This is a genomic window from Nocardioides albertanoniae (assembly GCF_006716315.1).
GTDB lineage: Bacteria > Actinomycetota > Actinomycetes > Propionibacteriales > Nocardioidaceae > Nocardioides > Nocardioides albertanoniae.
On the sequence record NZ_VFOV01000001.1, the window covers coordinates 1,292,152 to 1,310,162 of the forward strand.

Sequence of the window (18,011 nt, forward strand, 5' to 3'; positions counted from 1 at the left end):
CGCGGCGCCGAAGGTTGCCAAGCAGTGAACCGCCGACCCTTGGTCGGCTGGAAGGTCCGAGCTCTTATCTGCTGTTAAGCGGTGGTTATGACTGCGGCCCCGTCGAGTTCGGGATGCGTCGAAGCATGAACTCGAGGAGCTGCCGAGCCGGCGCCGACAGTCGGCCGGCGCGCCAGGCCAGCGCCGTATAGCTCGCCGGGCGGTCGACGATCGGGACGATGTGGATGCCTGGACGGCTATAGAGCCGCTCCAAAGAGGACGTGGTGAAACTGATCCCGACGCCGCGCGCGACGAGCGTGGTCTCCGCCTCATAGGTAGCCGCCTCGGCTGCGACGACGGCCGGACGGGAGCCACGCGCATCGTCCGCCATCCAGTAGGAACGCCATCGGCCCGCCGATTCGGGAGCGACGATGATCGGCTCGTCCAGCAGCTCCTCGATCCGCAGCTCGGCGCGGTCGGCCAGGCGGTGGCTCCTGGGTAGGCAGGCGACCCACGACTCCTCCTCGACCACAACCGACTCGAGGTCAGGTACGTCAACAGGTGGTCGCAGCAGCCCGATGTCGGACTCACCGGAGGCGAGGCCGGCGCTGGGGTCGCCGAAGTCGAACTCGGTCGTGACGATCGACATCTCGGGCAGTACCTCCTCGACCCCGTCCAGCAGCTCGAAAAGCAGGTCGGCACCGGTGCCGGTGAGGTAGCCGACACGCACCTCGGCGTTGCCGACGAGGTCTGCCACGACGTCGATCGCGGCATCGACCTCACGTAGAGCGGACCGGACGTGTGGGAGCCAGTCGCGCCCGATCGCGGTGAGCGTGACCGAGTGGGTGTCGCGGTTGAACAGCCTGTCGCCGATCTGCCGCTCGAGCTGCCGAATCGCCACGGACAGCGCTGGCTGCGAGACGTAGAGACGCTCGGCTGCCTTCCGGTAGTTCAGCTCGGTCGCGACTGCTTCGAAGTACCTGAGGAGACGGAGGTTGACGTCGCGATTCACTGCACCTCCTCGACGCTCTGATAACCGCTGGTTATCTCACCATAGTGAAGCTGCGATTCCGTTGACGATCCCCTGCCGACACTCTGATCGAGGCGAGCCAGTCCATCAGAGAGGAACGAAGGCATGCCTGTTCATCACGGATCCGTCAGGATCGAGACGCCTGCTCGACAGGAGTTCTTCGACCTCACCCCGCAGTTCCAGGAGTTCGTCGCCGGCACCGGCGTGCTGGACGGGATCGCCATCGTCTACTCGGCGCACACCAGCTGCTGCGTCTTCCTCCAGGAGGAGTCCGAGGACGTCACCTTCTACGGCACCCAGCTGCTGCTCCAAGACACCCTCAACGTGCTCGCCAAGGTCGCCCCGCCGACGCGCCACGAAGGTCAGTATCTCCATCCCGGCCCGATCCACATCCGCAACGCCGCAGACCTGCGGGACGAGCTGCCGGAGTGGGGGCTGAACACGGACGGCCACATCATCTCCTCGATCCTCGGCCGGTCGGAGACGGTGCCGTTGATCGACGGCGAGCTCGTGCTCGGGGAGTTCGGACGGACGTACTTCGGAGACCTCGACGCGGTGCGACCACGTGCCCGCACCGTCCATTTCCAGGTGCTTGGCGACTGACGATGCTTGTGTACGCGGTTGACCTCGGCACCACCAACGTGAAGGTGGTCGCCTTCGACGAGCGGTTGCGTCGACGGGCGGTCTCATCCGCCCTCGCGACCTACAGCCGTGACGGCGACCGTGTCGAGTTCTCGGCCGACCGGCTCTTCGACCTCGTCCTCGACCTGATCGGCCGGTGTGCCACGAGAGTTCAGGGGTCTGAGGGGGAGGACGCGATCATCGCGCTCACCGGCCAAGCCGAGTCCCTGGTCTTGAACGACCGTCGAGGGGCCCCGGTGCGACCCGCCCTCTCCTGGCTGGACGACCGTGCCGGCAACGAGGCGCGTGAGATCGGGGAGCAGTTCGATGCGGACACGGCCTTCGCCGTGACCGGGCAGCCGACGCCGTCGCCGACCTGGCCGGCAGCGAAGCTCCGCTGGCTCGCCAGGCACGAGCCACGCGTGCTGGCGCGCGCCAGCCAGGTGCTCATGATCAAAGACGAGATCATTCGTCGTTTCACAGGAACGGCCACGGGTGAGGTCACCACACGCGGGTTCTCCTATCTCTACGACGTGCCGGCGCGACGGTTCTGGGGCGAGATGCTCGACTTCGTGTCCGTCTCCGAGGACACGCTGGCACCGGTCGTGCCGGCCGGTACCGACCTCGGTCCGGTCAGGCCTGACGTCCTCGATCGGCTGCCCGCTGCCGCCTCCTACCGCGTCAACGCCGGTGCGCTCGATCACTTCTGCGCGATGGCCGGCACCGGGTCGTACAGCCCAGGCGTGGTGAGCGAGTCGGCAGGCACCGTGCTGTCGCTCTCGCTCCTGACCTCGGGATGGACCTTCGACCCCCGACGACGAGTCTCGTTCCACCCCGGTCTCCGCCCCGGCGAGATCGTGCTCTTCAACGGTGTCGACAGCGGTGGAGCATCCTTGGAGTGGTTCCGTCGCGAGGGACTCGGAGAGATGGCGTACGACGATCTGGAGGAGCAGCTTCGGACACGTGCAGCGCGAAGCGCGCCGATGTTCCTGCCGTACCTCACCGGGGTCAACCCGCCCGACTACTTCCCGGACGCCCGCGGGGCATTCGTGGGCCTCGACCTCGCCCACGACCGGATCGACCTGGCCTACGCCGTCGAGGAAGGCGTCGCGCATCTGCTCCGCCGCAACATCGATGCGCTGACCGCTGAGCCGATCACAGAGATCGTCTCGACCGGCGGCGGAGCCTCCTCCGCGTTCTGGAACCAGCTCAAGGCGGACGCGTGTGGACTCGACGTGCTCGTTCCGGATGAGCGCGAAGCGACCTGCCGCGGGGCGGCGGCGTTGGCGCTCGTCGCCTCCGGCGACCTCGACGGACTCGACGACGTGACAGCCCTCGATCAACCGAGCTCGGTCCGCTATCCGTCACGGCGATCAGCCGCTCTGGACGCGCGCTACCACCAGTTCGACGACTACCTCCAACGACTGTTCATGACCAACCCCGGACCGACCCCGAAGGAGAACCACGATGCTGCTGTCCTGCTCGTCCCCGATGATCCCAGGTGACTCCCTGACCGCGAAGGCCGAGAAGGCGAAGCGCTGGGGGTACGACGCCATCGCACTGTTCTGGCCGCTGGACGACTGGACGCCCGACGTCAGGCAGGAGCTCCTGACGCTCGAGAGGCGCACGGGCGTACGTCCGGTCGAGTTCGTCCTCCAGGACGCCGTATACGGGCACGCCATGTCGCCTGACCCGGACCTGCGAGGCCGCTGCCGGGCCATGTATATCGAGGCGGCTTCGGTCTGTGCCGAGATCGGCGCCGTGACAGAGATCGAGTACGAGTACGGAGCTCGCGACCCACTTCCGCTGTTCCACCCGTACCAGCAGCTCGACGGCGCTCAAGAGACCGAGTTCATCGACTTCTACCGTCAGGCCCTCGAGGTCGTCGAAGGCAGCGATGGGCAGGTGCTGCTCGAACCGATCAACCGCTACGAGTGCCGATACCTCAATCTGACGGCCGACAACCTCCGGATCATCGATGCGGTCGGGCACCCCAACGCCGGGTTGCTGCCCGACACCTTCCACATGTCGATCGAAGAGGCCGATCCCGCCGACGCGATCCGGCAGGCGGGCGGTCAGGTGCGCCATGTCCACCTCGGGGACAACAACCGGCTGCTACCTGGGCACGGCCGCCTCGACTGGGAGTCGATCTTCGGCGCCCTCGCGGAGATCGGATTCGACGGCGCGGTCAACCTCGAGTGCTCCACGGAGGGTGACCCGGAGCAGTCGCTCCCCCCGACCGCCGAGCGTCTACGTGAGCTGATCGCCCCATGACCACGCGGGTCAGGCCGCCGTTCTTCGAGGTCGGGCCGAAGAATCTACTTCGGAGGAACGCGATCGAGCCGCTCGTCGTTGCCGCCGCCAGGGCAGGTGACGAGCACGGTGTGACCGTGCTCGTCACCGTGCCGACCGCACTGATCGCGCCGGTCCGAGATCTGGGCACCAGCGCACTCGTCCTGGCACAGGGCATGAGCACGGCACGCGTCGGGTCCTCGATGAATCGCGTCACCGCGGAGTCGCTCGTCGACGCCGGCGCTGCCGGGGTGATGCTCAACCACGACGCAGACCCCCTCGACGACATTCACCTCGGCCTCGCTCTCGAGCGGGCTCACGACCTGCACCTGCAGACCATCGTCTGCGCCGGTACGTCGGCCGACGCCACCCGTTTCGCTGCACTGCGGCCATCGGCGGTTCTGTTCGAGCCGCCCGAGCTCATCGGCAGCGGCGGTGCCGACCCACGAGGGTGGATCGGCGCTTCCACCAAGGCGATCCACGACGCCGGGTCGGGCGTACTGGCGATGCATGCCGGAGGAGTCGCGACGCCGGAAATCGCCAGATCCATCATGGCGCGCGGTGCCGACGGCACCGGTGCGACGAACGGGGTGCTCTCCGCTGACGACCCCCATGACGCCGTACGCGCGCTCGTCGCCGCGACCCGAGCCGGCTGGGAGCAAGCTCGCCGCGGCTGACCAACCCAACTGACGCGCAAACTCATCACACCAAGGAGACCATCATGACCAACACCTTGAGCGGCCGTACGGCCGTCGTCACCGGAGGGGCCCGCGGGATCGGCCTCACGCTCGCCCGCTCGCTCGCCGCCGACGGGATGGACATCGCCCTGTTCGACCTGCTCGACTCCGTCGACGACGCGGCGCGCCAGATCACCGACGATTACGGCGTGAAGGCATCCGGCCATCGGGTCGACGTCACCGACCAAGCCGTTGTCGCCGACGCGTTCCGGAGCGTGGGTGATCAGCTCGGTATCCCGCAGGCTCTGGTCACCGCGGCGGGGATCGAGATCAACGGAGACTCGGTCGACGTGACTGCCGAGCAGTGGCGAAAGGTGATCGACGTCAACCTCTCCGGAACCTTCTTCGCGGCCCAGGCTTTCGGCGAGGGGCTGCTGCGCGCGAGCCTTCCGGGCAGCGCTGTTCTCGTCGCCTCGATGTCGGGCTCGATCGTCAACGTCCCGCAGTGGGCTGCTTCCTACAACGCGTCGAAGGCGGCCGTCGCACATCTGGGTAAGTCACTGGCCGTCGAATGGGCCGCCGCCGGCATCCGGGTCAATTCGATCTCCCCGGGCTACGTGCTGACCGACCTCACCCGGGCGATCCTCGACCAGCAACCCGAGCTCCGCGAAGGCTGGGTCGAGAAGATCCCTCAAAAGAGGATGGCCGCTCCTGAGGATCTCACCGGCTTGGTCAACTTCCTGGCCTCCGACGCGTCCTCCTACCTCACTGCGCAAGACATCGTCATCGACGGTGGATACACCGCCCTCTAGGCAGGTACGCACGAACGAAGCCCGCCGCACATCGCCTCGGAACCGTCACGGACGAGGCTGGACTGGCCCGTCTGAACGGTTCGGGGCGGCGCGATCGGGTGGGGAGAGACCGCGTGCGGTGTCGCTGTGTCTGAGTGTCGTCGGCCGGATGTGATGACAGGCTTCGGGCATGAGCGAAGACGCGGACGAGAAGGAGCCCACGACGTTGCAGGCCACCGGCCTGCAGGCGCGGCAGGGGGCTCGTGACCTGCTTCCGTCCACGTCGCTGACGCTGCGCGGGGGAGAGGTGGCGGTGGCGGTCGGTCCGCCGGGAGGCAGGCATACGGCGCTGGCGCTCGCTCTGGCGGGCCGGCTGCGCCTCGACGCGGGCAGCGTGACCCTCGATGCAGAGGCATCGCCCCGGGTGCTGCAGGGCGCGGTCGCGCTGGTCGACGTGCCGGGTGTCTCCGAGCCCGACGAGATGGTGCCGTTCCGCACCATCGTCGGCGAGGAGCTGGCGATGGCGCGACGCCGGCCGAGCGCGGCGATCATCGACCACTGGCTGGGCAAGCACGACCTCCCGGCAGACATCACCACGGAGGCGGTCCCGCCCGGCGCCCGACTGAGCCTGCTCGGCCAGATGGCGGCGCTGCGGCCCGGCACGCGCTTCCTCGTGCTCACCTACCCCGAACGTCTGGGCCTGCCGGTCGCCGACTGGCTCGAGATCGCCGAAGACCTGGCCGGCTCCGCACCCGAGCCCGGAGTGCTGGTCACCGCGAGCCCTGCCGTGGCCGTCCCGGCCGGGGTCCGTACGTTCACCATCGGTCCGACGGAGGAAGCATGAACTCGCTGCGTATCGCCCTCACCGAGCTGCGCCGGATCACCGCCGGACGCCTGGCCAAGCTGGTCATCGTCGCGCTGGTGCTCGTGCCCACGCTCTACGCCGGGCTCTACCTCTACGCCAACCACGATCCGTACGCTCACTTCGACGAGCTGCCGGCGGCGCTCGTCGTGGAGGACACCGCCGCCACCACCACCGACGGCACCAAGATCGACGCGGGCCGGCAGGTGGCCGACAAGCTGCTGAAGTCGGGCGACTTCGACTGGTCCGAGACATCGACCGCCGAGGCGCAGCGCGACATCCGCGAGGGTGACTACTACTTCGCGCTGCGCATCCCGGAGGGCTTCTCCCGCTCGCTGAGCGGGGCCGAGCGGCTCGACCCGGAGCGGGCGCAGATCCAGGTCATCACCAACGACGCCAACTCCTACCTGTCGACCACGATCGCGACCAACGTCACCGACAAGGTGCGCGACGCCATCGCCAGCGAGGTCTCCGAGCAGGCCGCGGCCAACTTCCTGCTCGGCATCTCCGACCTCCGCTCAGGTCTGGTCAAGGCCGCCGACGGGTCCGCGAAGCTCGAGAAGGGCGCGGGCACCCTCCGGGACGGTTCCGGCGAGCTGGCGACCGGAGCCGGAGAGCTCGGCGACGGCCTGAGCACGATCGAGGGCAAGGTCACCGACCTGCCCGACAAGACCCGTCAGCTGGCCGACGGCGCGCGCCAGGTCTCCGACGGCAACGACCAGATCGCGGCGACCGGGCAACGGGCGAGGTCGGCCGTCGACGAGGCGGTCGCCTCCTACGACGCCACCCGCAAGGACCTCGACGCCCGGATGAAGGCCCAAGGTCTCGATGACCAGGAGCGGGCCGATGTGCTCGCCGTCTACGACCGCGGCGGTGCTCCGCTGGACCGCGTCGACCAGCGCGTCGGTGACGTCTCCGACCGTCTCGACGAGCTCGCCTCCGGCGCCGACCAGGTGGCCGACGGCAACGAGCAGCTGGCCGACGCGATGCCCGACCTGGTCGCCGGGATCTCGAAGGCGGCCGACGGCGCCGGCGAGCTCAGCGCCGGCGCGACCAAGCTGCGTGCCGGCGCCGGCAGGCTGACCGACGGCGCCGGCGACCTGACGAAGGGCCTGCGTGACGGCGTCGCGCAGGCGCCGGCTACCAACGAGGAGCTGCGCAAGCAGATCGCCTCGACGATCTCCGACCCGGTCGCCATCGACTCGGTCTCCGAGGCCAAGGCGTCCTCCTACGGCGCCGGGCTGGCGCCGTTCTTCCTCGCCCTGGGGGCGTGGATCGGCGGCTACGTGCTGTTCCTGCTCGTGCGGCCGATCTCCTCCCGTGCGCTCGCCGCCAACCAGACGCCGCTGCGAGTGGCGCTGGGCGGGTGGATCACGCCGGCGCTGATCGGTGTCGCGCAGATGCTCGTCGTGCTCGTGGTCGTCGGCCTCGCCGTCGACATCACCCCGGCCAACTGGTTGGGCACGCTGGGGTTCCTGCTGCTCATCTCCGCGACGTTCATCGCGATCGTGCACATGCTCAACGCGCTGCTGGGCGCGCCCGGTCAGTTCCTCGGCCTGGTGCTGATGGTGATCCAGCTCGTCACCGCCGGCGGCACCTTCCCGTGGCAGACCATCCCCGAGCCGTTGCACTGGCTGCACCATGTGCTGCCGATGAGCTATGCCGTCGACGGCCTGAGACAGCTGATGTACGGCGGACTCTCCGGACGGGTCGTCACCGACGTGCTCGTCCTGCTGGCCTTCCTGGTCGGTGCGCTGCTGGTGACCGGCCACGGCGCACGCCGACAGCGCGTCTGGACGCCCAAGCGGGTGCGTCCGGAGATCGTGCTGTGACCAGGCCCGGGATCTGCCCCCTCTGGATCAGATCCCGGGCATGGAATCATGACCTGGCGTGCGCCAGGGAGAGGGCGCGCTCCGCGAGCGGGACCGCGGCCTCGCGGTCGGCGGGCACGAGCCCCACCCGCGTACGCCGGTCGAGCAGGTCGTCGACGTCGGCTGCGCCCTCGTGGGTGACGCCGAAGACGAGCTCGGCCAGGGTGACGCCACCGGGGCCCGGGGCGACGAGCTCGTCCTCGGTCAGGCCGGTGACCCGGGCCGCCTCGTCGATGACGAAGCGCGCCTCGGTGCCGAACCGGCGCACCAGCCGCTCGGGCTCCTCGATCGCGGCCAGCTCGGCGCGGGGCGCTGCGCCGAGCAGTGGGAGGTCGCGGGTGGGTGAGGGCGTCGTGGCCAGACCGGTGGCGTCGACGGCGTCCTCCGCCATCTGCCGGTAGGTCGTGAGCTTGCCGCCGACGACGGTCACCACACCCGTACGCGAGGTGAGCACGGCGTGCTTGCGGGAGAGGTCGGCGGTCGAGCCGTCGCTCTCCAGCAGCGGCCGCAGGCCGGCGAACGCGCCGACGACGTCGGAGCGCTTCAGGGGCTGGTCGAGGACCGAGCCGACGATGTCGAGGAGGAAGCCGATCTCGCCCTCCGTCGGCTGCGGCACGTCGGGGATGTCGCCGTCGGCGGGCTCGTCGGTCAGGCCGAGATAGATGGTGCCCTCGGGCTGAGGCAGCGCGAAGATGAACCGGCTGGTGCTGCCGGGCACGGGCACCGTCAGCGCCGAGCGGAGGCCCGGGATGGCCTCGGCGCGCAGCACCACGTGGGTGCCGCGGCTGGGGCGCAGCCGCACCTCCTCGACCAGGTCGCCGGCCCACACCCCGGCAGCGTTCACGACGCCGCGAGCACTCACCGTACGGCTCTCGCCGGTGATCTCGTCGCGCAGCACGACCTGGGTGCCGGTCGCCTCCTGCACGCGTACGCGGGTGTGCACGTGCGCCCCGTGGGCGGCGGCGGTGCGGGCGATGCAGGTCACCAGCCGCGCGTCGTCCTCGAGCTGACCGTCCCAGTTGATGAGGCCGCCGCGCAGCCCGGCCGACCGCAGCGCCGGCGCGAGGCCCAGGGCCTCGGTGCGGGAGACCCGGCGGGGCCGGGGGAGCGTGTCGCTGCTGGTGCGGGCGCCCAGCCGCAGCACGTCGCCGGCCTGGAAACCGAGGGTGGAGAGGGTGGCCTGGGCGAAGGAGACGTTGCTCGAGAGCGGCATCAGCCACGGCAGCGGACGGGTCAGGTGGGGAGCGGTGCGCTCCATGAGGATGCCGCGCTCGACGGCGCTCTCGTGGGCGATACCGACCTGCAGCGAGGCGAGGTAGCGCAGCCCGCCGTGCACCAGCTTGCTCGACCAGCGAGAGGTGCCGAAGGCGATGTCGTGCGCGTCGACGGCGAGTACGCTCAGCCCTCGCGAGGCGGCGTCGAGGGCGACGCCGGCGCCGGTGACCCCGAGGCCCACGACGACCAGGTCGACGTTGTCGGGTGCTCCGGCGAGTCCGGTTCGGATGCGGGCGGTCATGGCGTGAGATACCTCCGGACGAGCTCGGTGAGCTCGCGGTCGAGTGAGTCGGTGCTGATGTCTTCGTCGGTCATCGTGGCGATCGAGAGCACGTGGCCGTGGGCGGCGAGCACGATCGTCCGGGCCAGCTGAGCGGGGTCGCCGGAGCGGATCGAGCCGTCCTGCTGAGCGCGCGCCAGCTCGGTCGCCAGCAGCTCCAGCACGGCGTCCTGGGAGCGGCCGCGACGGACGAACAGGTAGGGGAGCAGCCACTCGGGATCGAGGTCGATCGCCCGGCGGAACAGCTCGTTGCGGCGTACGGCGCTCACGGTGCCGGTGATGGCCGTCGCGAACTGCTCGGGGCCGCGAGGGTCCGCGTCCGCCGGCAGCACCTCCGAGACGACCTGGAGCCATTCCTGCGTCATCAGGTCGGCGAACAGGGTCGTCATGTCGGGGTAGGTGCGGTAGACGGTCATCCGCGAGACGCCCGCACGGTTGGCGACGTCGGTGAGCGTGGTGCGCCGCCAGCCGACGGCGATCACACACTCTCGGGCAGCGGTGATCAGCCGCTCTGCCGTGGAGGGTTGTTTGTTGCGTCCTGACGTCATGTGTCACACTGTAACGAATGACGAATGAAATGCATCCCCAGCGTTGGGGCGCCCCGTCGGAGGCATCCGCCCTCTCGGACTCCGTCCGCGGGCTGGTGGACGCGTTCGTGGGCACCCGCGACACCCCGGCGGTGACCGAGGTGAGCGTGCCGGCCTCCGGTCTGTCCGACGACGTGCTCGGCTCCCTGAAGACGGCCATCGGTGACGACGCCGTGCTCGTCGACGACGAGTCGCGTCGCCTCCGCACCCGTGGCAAGTCGACCCCCGACCTGCTGCGGGCGCGCTCCGGCGACCTCGCCGACGCGCCCGACGCCGTGGTGCGTCCGTCTTCCCACGCCGACGTCGAGGCCGTGCTGGCCTGGGCCGTGGAGCACCGGGTCGCGGTCGTGCCGTTCGGTGGTGGCACCAGCGTCACCGGTGGTCTCGCCGCCCGCCGCGACGGCTTCGCCGGCCTGATCAGCCTCGACCTCGTACGCCTCGACCAGCTCGTCTCCGTCGACCCGGTGTCGATGACGGCGGTGCTCCAGCCGGGCATGCGTGGCCCCGCGGCCGAGAAGGCCCTGGCCGAGCACGGCATGACGCTCGGTCATTTCCCCCAGTCGTTCGAGTACGCCTCGATCGGCGGTTTCGCCGCGACGCGCTCCAGCGGCCAGTCGTCGGCGGGCTTCGGCCGCTTCGACGACATGGTGGTCGGTCTGCGGATGGCCACCCCGATCGGCGAGCTCGTGCTGGGCTCGTCCCCTGCCAACGCCGCCGGCCCCGACCTGCGTGAGGTCGTCATGGGCTCGGAGGGCACTCTCGGTGTGATCACCGAGGTCACCGTGCGGGTGCGCGCCGTGGCAGCTGAGAAGGTCTACGAGGCGTGGTCGTTCGCCACCTTCGCCGAGGGCGCCGAGGCGATGCGGAAGCTCGCGCAGTCGGGCCTCCTGCCGACCGTGATCAGGATCTCCGACGAGGCCGAGACGATGGTCAACCTCGCCAGCCAGAGCGACATCGGCGGCGACGGTGTGAGCGGCTGCGTGATGATCGTGGGCCACGAGGGAGCCTCGGTGGCCGCCTCGCGCGCCGAGGTCAGCGCCGTCCTCGAGTCGCTCGGCGGCACCAACCTGGGGGAGGAGCGCGGCCAGGCATGGGCCGAGGGCCGCTTCCACGCGCCCTACCTGCGCGACTCGCTGCTCGACGTCGGGGTGCTCGTGGAGACCCTGGAGACCGCCACCTTCTGGTCCTCGCGCGAGAAGGTCTACCAGGCCGTGAAGCAGGCGCTGGAGACCTCGCTCGGTGAGGGCACCCTCGTGCTCTGCCACATCTCGCACGTCTACGAGACGGGCTGCTCGCTCTACTTCACCGTCGCCGCCAAGCAGGCCGACGCCCCGCTGGAGCAGTGGCTCGCGGCGAAGGCGGCAGCCTCCGACGCGATGGTCGAGTCCGGCGCCACCATCACCCACCACCACGCGGTCGGCACCGACCACAAGCCGTGGCTGGCTCGCGAGATCGGCCCGGTCGGCGTGGCGATGCTGCGCGGCCTCAAGGGTGCGGTCGACCCCGACGGCGTGCTCAACCCGGGGGTGCTGATCCCGTGACCGAGCCCAGCGGCCGCACCTTCTCCTTCCTGGTCAACCCGGTCTCCGGCGGCGGCGCCGCCCCCGCGGCGGTCGTGCCCGTCGCCCGGATCCTGCGCGACGCCGGCGCCACGGTCGACGTGACCTACTCCTCGGGTCCGCGCGCGACCCTCGACGTCATCGAGGGCGCCGTCGCCCGCGGCGAGATCGTGGTCTCCGTCGGTGGCGACGGGATGCTGTCCTCGATCGCGGGCCGCGTCTCTCAGCTGGGCGGCACCCTCGGCATCGTGCCCGCCGGGCGAGGCAACGACTTCGCCCGGATGCTCGGTCTCTCCTCGGACCCGGAGGAGGTCGCCGCCATCCTGCTCGAGGGCGCACCCCGCGCGATCGACCTGCTCTCGGTGCGGATCGGCGACGCGGAGCCGCGCGTGGTCGCCAGCTCCGTCTACACGGGAGTCGACGCGGTCGCCGGTGAGATCGTCGACAAGGTGCGATGGCTGCCCGGCAAGCTCCAGTACCCGTACGCCGCGGTGCATGCGCTCGCGACGTACAAGCCGATCGAGGCCCACGTGGTGATCGACGGTGTGGCCCACGACTTCGGTGCCGCGACGGTGGTCGTGGCCAACTCGAAGTTCTATGGGTCGGGCATGAAGATCGCGCCGCAGGCCGAGGTCGACGACGGTCTGCTCGACGTCGTCGTCATCGAGGCCGCCGGCAGGCGGGGTCTGATCCAGTCGCTGCCGAAGGTCTATGACGGTGCCCACGTCGAGCTCGACGAGGTGCACGTGGTGCGCGGGCGGTCGGTGACGATCAACGGCACGCCCTCGGTGCCGATGGGCGGCGACGGCGAGCCGTTGGGCCAGCTGCCGGCCGGTGTCGACGAGGCCACCAGGATCGACGTCCTCCCCGGCGCGCTCCAGCTCCTGCTGCCGAGCTGAGACCGGTCAGGAGAGGTGCTCGGCGAAGAAGCCGAGGATGCGTCGCCACGCGTCCTCGGCCTCGGGCTCGGAGTAGTTGAATCCGACCACCCGCTCGAGGGTGCCCATCGGACGGGGGAAGCCCCAGTCGTTCATGAAGCTGTGGCCGACCTCGGGGTATTCCTTGACGTCGCGGGGCACGTCGCCCGCCGCGAGGGCAGCCTTGACCTTGCCGGCGGCCCCGGGCAGGGTGCGGTCCTTGGCGCCGAAGCTGGCCACCATCGGGCAAGACTCGCTCAGCACCGAGAGGTCACGCGGCGGGATGCCGTAGTTGGGCGCGGCGGCGTCGAAGATGCCCCGCGGCGCCAGCTGCAGGCTGAAGCCGCCACCCATGCAGAAGCCCACGACGCCGACCTTGCCCGTGCACCTCGGGTCGGCGGCGAGGTGGTCGCGGGCCGCGACGAGGTCGTCGACGGCGGTGCCGCGGCCGGTCACGAGGGATCTGATCGTGCTCACGACGCAGGCGGGCTTCGACCCGCGCTGGTAGAGCGCCGGGGTCAGCGCCAGGTAGCCGTTGGCAGCGAACCGGTCGCTGATCCGCTTGATGTCGGTGGTCATGCCCAAGATGTCCTGCACGACCACCACCCCGGGCCAGGGTCCGTCGCCGTCGGGCACCGACAGATAGCCCGGCACGGACCCGGCGGGCGCCGCATAGTCGATCATCGACATCTCATCACCTCGGCGCTCATCCTTGCAGGTCGAGCGCCGAGGCGGTGATCGGTCTCAGTCGCGCACCGGGTCGAGCACGAAGCCGTAGTCGACGCTGACCGTGCCGTCCTCGTTGGCGACCGGCGCGAGCACCAGCTCGGGCTTGACCGCCGAGGCGATGTCGTCGTCGTTGTGCTCGTCGCCGGGGAAGTAGAGCTGGGCGGTGAGGAGCTCGTGGCCCGGGGCCGAGACCTTGACGTGCAGGTGGGCCGGACGCCAGGCGTGCCAGCCGGCGGCGGCGATGAGCTTGCCGCAGGAGCCGTCGGTCGGGATCTGGTAGGGAGCCGGCTGGATCGTGTGGATCTCGAAGGCGCCGTCGTCGCCGAGGGTGAAGCTGCCGCGCAGGTTCCACTCCGGGATGCCGGGGGCGAACTGGGAGTAGAAGCCGTCGGCGTCGGCGTGCCACAGCTCGATCTTGGCCCCGGCGAGCGCGGTGCCGTCGGTGGAGGTGACCGTGCCGTGCCAGGTCAGCGGCGTCCCCGACTCGCCCTCGCGCATCGGGATGGTGCCGTTCGCGCCCTGCTCGGGGGCCTCGGGCACGTAGTAGGGGCCCTCGATGGTGCCCTTGTTGCCCTCACGGTGCTCGGTGGCGACCTTCTCGACCTCGTGCTCGACCCAGACGTCGAGGAAGAGCGGCCACTCGCCGTCCTTGCCGACCTGGATCAGCCACGCCTTGAGCGCGTTGAACTCGTCGTAGGTGACCTTCTCCTCGCGGATGGTGTCGTAGACGGCGCCGAGCACTCGCTTGGCGATGCTGTCGACGCGCTCGGGCGGGGTGTCCTTGACGGCCTCGAAGGGCGACTTGTCAGCGGCGAACCGCTCGGTGGCGGAGGCGCCGGACGCGGCAGCGGAGGCGGCTTCGGAGGCGGTGGACTCGGCGGACTCGACGGTCTGGTCGGTGGTCATGGTTGTTCCTCTCGTGATGCACGGCCCGAGACCGTGTGGGGTGGTGTTCAGCGGTCGGTGCGGTAGCGGTCGAGCTTGTCGGGGTCGATCTCGACCCCGAGGCCCGCACCAGGGCGTACGGCGAGCTCGCCGTCGCGGATCTCGAGCGGCTCGGTGAGCAGGTCGTCGGCCATGTCGAGGAAGTTCGAGAGCTCACCGGCACGGCGTGAGGTGAGCTGGTGGGCGGTGCCGAACGCGATCGTGCAGGCGGTGCCGACCTGGCTGTCGATCTGGTTGCCCATCACCACCTCCAGGCCGAGCCCTTCGGCGAGATGGAGCACCTGCTGCGACGCGGTGAAACCGGTGCGCGCGGTCTTGATGCTGATCGCGGTGGCCGACCCGCCGAGCACCTCACGAGTGACGTCGGCCGCGGTCGGCACCGACTCGTCGGCGATGAACGGCACGTCGATCTGGCTGACCAGCCAGCGCCGGCCGAGCACGTCGTCGGCGGGGTTGAGCTCCTCGGCGAAGAGCAGGTCGAGATCGGCCATCTGCTTCATCGCCCGGGCCGACTCGGCCGCGCTCCAGCCGCGGTTGCCGTCGACGTACAGCTCGATCTCGTCGCCGAACCGCTCGCGCAGCGCCCGCACGACAGCCGTGTCGAGCTCGACGGGGGAGCGGCCGACCTTCACCTTGAACGTGCGGATCCCGTACGTGTCGAGCATCCGCTCCGCCTCGGCGACCATCGCCTCGGGGGAGTCGAAGCCGAGCATGTGCGAGACCCGCATCCGGTCGGTGAAGCCACCGAGGAGGTCGACGACGCGGAGGTTCAGCGTCTTGCCGAGGGCGTCCCACATCGCCATGTCGACGGCGGCCTTGGCGGTCGGGTTGCCGACCGTGCGTCCCATCAGCACGCGGGCGGTCTCCCGCTCGAGCAGGGTGAGCCCGGCCAGCTGTGGTGCGAAGAGCTGGTCGATGACCGCGATGATCCCGGCCTGGGTCTCGCCGTAGGTGAAGGGCCGCGGCGGAGCCTCGGCCACACCCACGACACCGTCGTCGGTGTGGACGCGGACGAGCACGTGCTCGGCGGCGTGCACCTCGCCGGAGGCGAAGCGCAGCGGCTTGCGGTAAGGGATGGCGAACGGGATCGCCTCGATGTTGGTGATCTTCATGATGTGACTCCGAATCAGGGAGCGTCGAGGCCGGGTGAGGAGAACAGGGCGGCGGCGTCGAGGATGTCGATGACGGCCTCGACGACCGGGTTGTCGTCGTCGGTGCGGTGGGCCAGCGCGAGCTCGACGCTGCCGGCGTCGAGCAGGTCGCGGAAGACCACGCCGGCCAGCGGCAGGGCGCGCACCGATGCCGGCACGACCGCGATGCCGAGACCTGCCGCGACGAGGGCGAGCAGCACGGCGGTGCTGGGCGCCTCGTGCTCGCGTCGCGGCACGAAGCCGGCCTGGCGACAGCTGCGCAGGACGGCCTCGTTGACCGCGGAGTCGCGCCCGGCGTACGCCACGAACGGCTCGGCTCGCAGGTCGGCCAGCGCGACCACCGGTTCGACCGCCAGCCGGTGGTCGACGGGGACGGCGAGCACGAGCGGCTCGACCTCGAGGGTGCGCAGGGTCAGGCCGTCGCCGACGGCGGGCGGTCGCAGCACGCAGAGGTCGAGCGAGCCGCTCTGCAGGCGCTCGCACTGTGCCGGGGTGAGCAGGTCGGCGTGGATCTCCAGCGCCACGTCGGGCAGCTCGCGCTTGACCACGCGAGCGATGCCCGGCAGGTGGGAGAAGGAGGCGGTGCCGGTCAGCCCGAGGCGGACCAGGCCGTGGCGGCCGGCGCCGATGCGGCGTACGCCTCGGACGCTGTCGTCGACGGCGGCCAGCACCCGGACGGCCTCTGCCCGCAGGAACTCCCCGGCGGGGGTGAGGGACACCTGACGGGTGGTGCGGGTGAAGAGGGTGACGTCGAGCTCGGACTCGAGCTGACGGATCGCCTGGGAGAGCGCGGGCTGAGCGATGTGCAGCTGGGTCGCGGCCTGCCCGAAGTGGCAGGTCTCGGCGACCGCCGCGAAGTAACGCAGATGGCGTAGCTCCATGACGCTCCTCCTCGAAATGTGGTGATGAGCGCCACGCTAGGCCTGCGATCGATAAACAACAAGGACGAAAAACGTGTCTATTGATCGGTCCTGTAGATCAATAGATGCCCAGGTCGGAACTGGGTATTCACCTGGTGTGACGGACGCCACTGGCTGCGAAGGTCGGAGGACCGTCACCCGCTGGAGGATTCATCATGACCGCACCGCTCACCGAGAACCTCGGCCACGTCGAGGACGTCCTGTCCGACGCTGTCGTCGAGGACCGCGAGGCCGGGATCTACCGCGCCAACCGCCGGATCTTCACCGACGAGGAGATCTTCGAGCTGGAGATGAAGCACATCTTCGAGGGCAACTGGATCTACCTCGCCCACGAGAGCCAGGTGCCGAACCCCGGCGACTACTTCACCACCTACATCGGTCGCCAGCCGGTCATGATCACCCGTGACAAGGACGGCGAGCTGCACTGCATGATCAACGCCTGCGCCCACCGCGGCGCGATGCTGTGCCGGCGCAAGACCGACAACCGGATGACCCTGACCTGTCCCTTCCACGGCTGGACGTTCCGCAACGACGGCACCCTGCTCAAGGTCAAGGACCCCGACGACGCCGGCTACCCGGAGAGCTTCAACACCGAGGGCTCGCACAACCTCACCCACATCGCGCGCTTCGAGAGCTACCGCGGCTTCCTGTTCGGCTCGCTCAACGACGACGTGCTTCCGCTCGCGGAGCACCTCGGCGACACCGTCAAGGTGATCGACATGCTCGTCGACCAGTCGCCCGAGGGCCTCGAGGTGCTGCGCGGCTCCTCGACCTACACCTACGACGGCAACTGGAAGGTGCAGGCCGAGAACGGCGCCGACGGCTACCACGTCACCGCGACCCACTGGAACTACGCCGCCACCACCTCGCGCCGCAACACCGGCGAGTCGAAGAACACCACCAAGACCGTCGACGCCGGCAGCTGGGGCAAGTCGGGCGGCGGCTACTGGTCCTACCCCAACGGTCACCTGTGCCTGTGGACCTGGGCGGCCAACCCGGCCGACCGGCCGCTGTGGGACCAGATGGACGGGCTCAAGGAGAAGTTCGGCGACGCCAAAGGCGAGTTCATGGTCAAGGGCTCGCGCAACCTGCTGCTCTACCCGAACGTCTATCTGATGGACCAGTTCTCGACCCAGATCCGGCACTTCCGGCCGATCTCGGTCGACCAGACCGAGGTGACCATCTACTGCATCGCGCCCAAGGGCGAGGCGCCCGCGTCACGGGCCTGGCGGATCCGGCAGTACGAGGACTTCTTCAACGCCTCCGGCATGGCCACGCCCGACGACCTGGAGGAGTTCCGCTCCTGCTTCCTGACCTACCAGGCCTCCGCCGCGCCCTGGAACGACATGAGCCGCGGTGCCGAGCACTGGCTCACCGGGCCCGACGAGGTCGCCGAGGCCCTGGACATGCCGGGGGTCATCTCGGCCGGTGCGAAGAACGAGGACGAGGGCCTCTACCCGGTCATGCACGCGCAGTGGACCGAGCAGATGCGTACGGCCATCGCGAACGAGAAGGGCAACTGATC

The 18,011-nt window shown here is 69.8% G+C and carries 17 protein-coding genes; 10 read left to right on the forward strand and 7 right to left on the reverse strand.

Translation table 11 applies throughout. The annotated features are described in order from the left end of the window. Positions 1-85 precede the first annotated feature (85 nt). The gene (locus tag FB381_RS06185) at positions 86-991 is read right to left on the reverse strand and encodes a LysR family transcriptional regulator (RefSeq protein ID WP_141779481.1); all 906 of its coding nucleotides are present in this window, start codon (positions 989-991) and stop codon (positions 86-88) included. Positions 992-1,114: 123 nt separating this feature from the next. Here FB381_RS06185 and FB381_RS06190 point away from each other — a divergent pair, with 123 nt between their 5' ends. The 7 genes from FB381_RS06190 (at position 1,115) to FB381_RS06220 (ending at position 8,084) form a co-directional block, all read left to right on the forward strand. Then, on the forward strand, positions 1,115-1,612 hold the full coding sequence (locus tag FB381_RS06190; protein ID WP_141779482.1) for a YjbQ family protein: 498 nt from the start codon (positions 1,115-1,117) through the stop codon (positions 1,610-1,612). 2 nt (positions 1,613-1,614) lie between these two features. Beyond that, positions 1,615-3,135: an FGGY-family carbohydrate kinase gene (locus tag FB381_RS06195; RefSeq protein ID WP_141779483.1), complete on the forward strand. Its 1,521-nt coding sequence runs from the start codon at positions 1,615-1,617 to the stop codon at positions 3,133-3,135. Beyond that, positions 3,098-3,904, forward strand: a complete 807-nt coding sequence (locus FB381_RS06200) for a sugar phosphate isomerase/epimerase family protein (protein WP_141779484.1) — start codon at positions 3,098-3,100, stop codon at positions 3,902-3,904. Before FB381_RS06195 ends, FB381_RS06200 begins: the two co-directional genes overlap by 38 nt. After that, entirely contained in the window at positions 3,901-4,599 is a 699-nt protein-coding gene (locus FB381_RS06205; RefSeq protein ID WP_141779485.1) for a triose-phosphate isomerase, read from the forward strand. Before FB381_RS06200 ends, FB381_RS06205 begins: the two co-directional genes overlap by 4 nt. A 44-nt stretch (positions 4,600-4,643) precedes the next feature. Beyond that, entirely contained in the window at positions 4,644-5,411 is a 768-nt protein-coding gene (locus FB381_RS06210) for an SDR family oxidoreductase (protein WP_141779486.1), read from the forward strand. Between the two features lie 169 nt (positions 5,412-5,580). Further along, a complete protein-coding gene (locus FB381_RS06215) occupies positions 5,581-6,234 on the forward strand; it encodes an ABC transporter ATP-binding protein (RefSeq protein WP_141779487.1) in 654 nt (217 codons plus the stop codon). Continuing rightward, the gene (locus tag FB381_RS06220; protein ID WP_141779488.1) at positions 6,231-8,084 is read left to right on the forward strand and encodes a YhgE/Pip domain-containing protein; all 1,854 of its coding nucleotides are present in this window, start codon (positions 6,231-6,233) and stop codon (positions 8,082-8,084) included. The genes FB381_RS06215 and FB381_RS06220 overlap by 4 nt, the downstream gene beginning before the upstream one ends. A 46-nt stretch (positions 8,085-8,130) precedes the next feature. Here the strand turns inward: FB381_RS06220 and FB381_RS06225 are convergent, their stop codons facing one another. Beyond that, on the reverse strand, positions 8,131-9,639 hold the full coding sequence (locus tag FB381_RS06225) for a glycerol-3-phosphate dehydrogenase/oxidase (protein WP_141779489.1): 1,509 nt from the start codon (positions 9,637-9,639) through the stop codon (positions 8,131-8,133). Continuing rightward, the gene (locus tag FB381_RS06230) at positions 9,636-10,226 is read right to left on the reverse strand and encodes a TetR/AcrR family transcriptional regulator (protein ID WP_141779490.1); all 591 of its coding nucleotides are present in this window, start codon (positions 10,224-10,226) and stop codon (positions 9,636-9,638) included. Before FB381_RS06230 ends, FB381_RS06225 begins: the two co-directional genes overlap by 4 nt. A 17-nt stretch (positions 10,227-10,243) precedes the next feature. On the opposite strand from FB381_RS06230, the gene FB381_RS06235 reads away from it, so the two are divergent. Together FB381_RS06235 and FB381_RS06240 are read left to right on the forward strand one after the other, a co-directional pair. Then, positions 10,244-11,806 (forward strand): FAD-binding oxidoreductase, encoded by a 1,563-nt coding sequence (locus tag FB381_RS06235; RefSeq protein ID WP_246087985.1) that lies wholly within the window; start codon positions 10,244-10,246, stop codon positions 11,804-11,806. Continuing rightward, positions 11,803-12,723 carry a diacylglycerol/lipid kinase family protein gene (locus tag FB381_RS06240; protein ID WP_141779491.1) on the forward strand — a complete coding sequence of 307 codons (921 nt, stop codon included), beginning with the start codon at positions 11,803-11,805 and terminating at the stop codon, positions 12,721-12,723. Before FB381_RS06235 ends, FB381_RS06240 begins: the two co-directional genes overlap by 4 nt. A gap of 6 nt (positions 12,724-12,729) precedes the next feature. On the opposite strand, the gene FB381_RS06245 is transcribed toward FB381_RS06240, so the two are convergent. The 4 genes from FB381_RS06245 to FB381_RS06260 are packed head-to-tail and all read right to left on the reverse strand — an operon-like array spanning position 12,730 to position 16,447. After that, a complete protein-coding gene (locus FB381_RS06245) occupies positions 12,730-13,431 on the reverse strand; it encodes a dienelactone hydrolase family protein (protein WP_170225073.1) in 702 nt (233 codons plus the stop codon). A gap of 54 nt (positions 13,432-13,485) precedes the next feature. After that, on the reverse strand, positions 13,486-14,376 hold the full coding sequence (catA, locus tag FB381_RS06250; RefSeq protein WP_141779492.1) for a catechol 1,2-dioxygenase: 891 nt from the start codon (positions 14,374-14,376) through the stop codon (positions 13,486-13,488). A gap of 47 nt (positions 14,377-14,423) precedes the next feature. Beyond that, positions 14,424-15,527: a mandelate racemase/muconate lactonizing enzyme family protein gene (locus tag FB381_RS06255; RefSeq protein ID WP_141779493.1), complete on the reverse strand. Its 1,104-nt coding sequence runs from the start codon at positions 15,525-15,527 to the stop codon at positions 14,424-14,426. Positions 15,528-15,541: 14 nt separating this feature from the next. Next, complete coding sequence (locus tag FB381_RS06260) at positions 15,542-16,447, reverse strand: LysR substrate-binding domain-containing protein (protein ID WP_141779494.1); 906 nt, start codon at positions 16,445-16,447, stop codon at positions 15,542-15,544. Positions 16,448-16,641: 194 nt separating this feature from the next. On the opposite strand from FB381_RS06260, the gene benA reads away from it, so the two are divergent. Next, positions 16,642-18,009 carry a benzoate 1,2-dioxygenase large subunit gene (gene benA, locus FB381_RS06265; RefSeq protein ID WP_141779495.1) on the forward strand — a complete coding sequence of 456 codons (1,368 nt, stop codon included), beginning with the start codon at positions 16,642-16,644 and terminating at the stop codon, positions 18,007-18,009. Positions 18,010-18,011 lie beyond the last annotated feature (2 nt).

Excerpts from the sequence above, each read along its gene's own strand:
- FB381_RS06260 (WP_141779494.1), bottom strand. The coding sequence starts at position 16,447 with ATGGAGCTACGCCATCTGCGTTACTTCGCGGCGGTCGCCGAGACCTGC.
- benA (WP_141779495.1), top strand. The coding sequence starts at position 16,642 with ATGACCGCACCGCTCACCGAGAACCTCGGCCACGTCGAGGACGTCCTG.
- FB381_RS06235 (WP_246087985.1), top strand. The coding sequence starts at position 10,244 with ATGACGAATGAAATGCATCCCCAGCGTTGGGGCGCCCCGTCGGAGGCA.
- FB381_RS06225 (WP_141779489.1), bottom strand. The coding sequence starts at position 9,639 with ATGACCGCCCGCATCCGAACCGGACTCGCCGGAGCACCCGACAACGTC.
- FB381_RS06245 (WP_170225073.1), bottom strand. The coding sequence starts at position 13,431 with ATGTCGATGATCGACTATGCGGCGCCCGCCGGGTCCGTGCCGGGCTAT.
- FB381_RS06210 (WP_141779486.1), top strand. The coding sequence starts at position 4,644 with ATGACCAACACCTTGAGCGGCCGTACGGCCGTCGTCACCGGAGGGGCC.
- FB381_RS06230 (WP_141779490.1), bottom strand. The coding sequence starts at position 10,226 with ATGACGTCAGGACGCAACAAACAACCCTCCACGGCAGAGCGGCTGATC.
- FB381_RS06255 (WP_141779493.1), bottom strand. The coding sequence starts at position 15,527 with ATGAAGATCACCAACATCGAGGCGATCCCGTTCGCCATCCCTTACCGC.
- FB381_RS06200 (WP_141779484.1), top strand. The coding sequence starts at position 3,098 with ATGCTGCTGTCCTGCTCGTCCCCGATGATCCCAGGTGACTCCCTGACC.
- FB381_RS06190 (WP_141779482.1), top strand. The coding sequence starts at position 1,115 with ATGCCTGTTCATCACGGATCCGTCAGGATCGAGACGCCTGCTCGACAG.
- FB381_RS06195 (WP_141779483.1), top strand. The coding sequence starts at position 1,615 with ATGCTTGTGTACGCGGTTGACCTCGGCACCACCAACGTGAAGGTGGTC.
- FB381_RS06215 (WP_141779487.1), top strand. The coding sequence starts at position 5,581 with ATGAGCGAAGACGCGGACGAGAAGGAGCCCACGACGTTGCAGGCCACC.
- catA (WP_141779492.1), bottom strand. The coding sequence starts at position 14,376 with ATGACCACCGACCAGACCGTCGAGTCCGCCGAGTCCACCGCCTCCGAA.
- FB381_RS06205 (WP_141779485.1), top strand. The coding sequence starts at position 3,901 with ATGACCACGCGGGTCAGGCCGCCGTTCTTCGAGGTCGGGCCGAAGAAT.
- FB381_RS06220 (WP_141779488.1), top strand. The coding sequence starts at position 6,231 with ATGAACTCGCTGCGTATCGCCCTCACCGAGCTGCGCCGGATCACCGCC.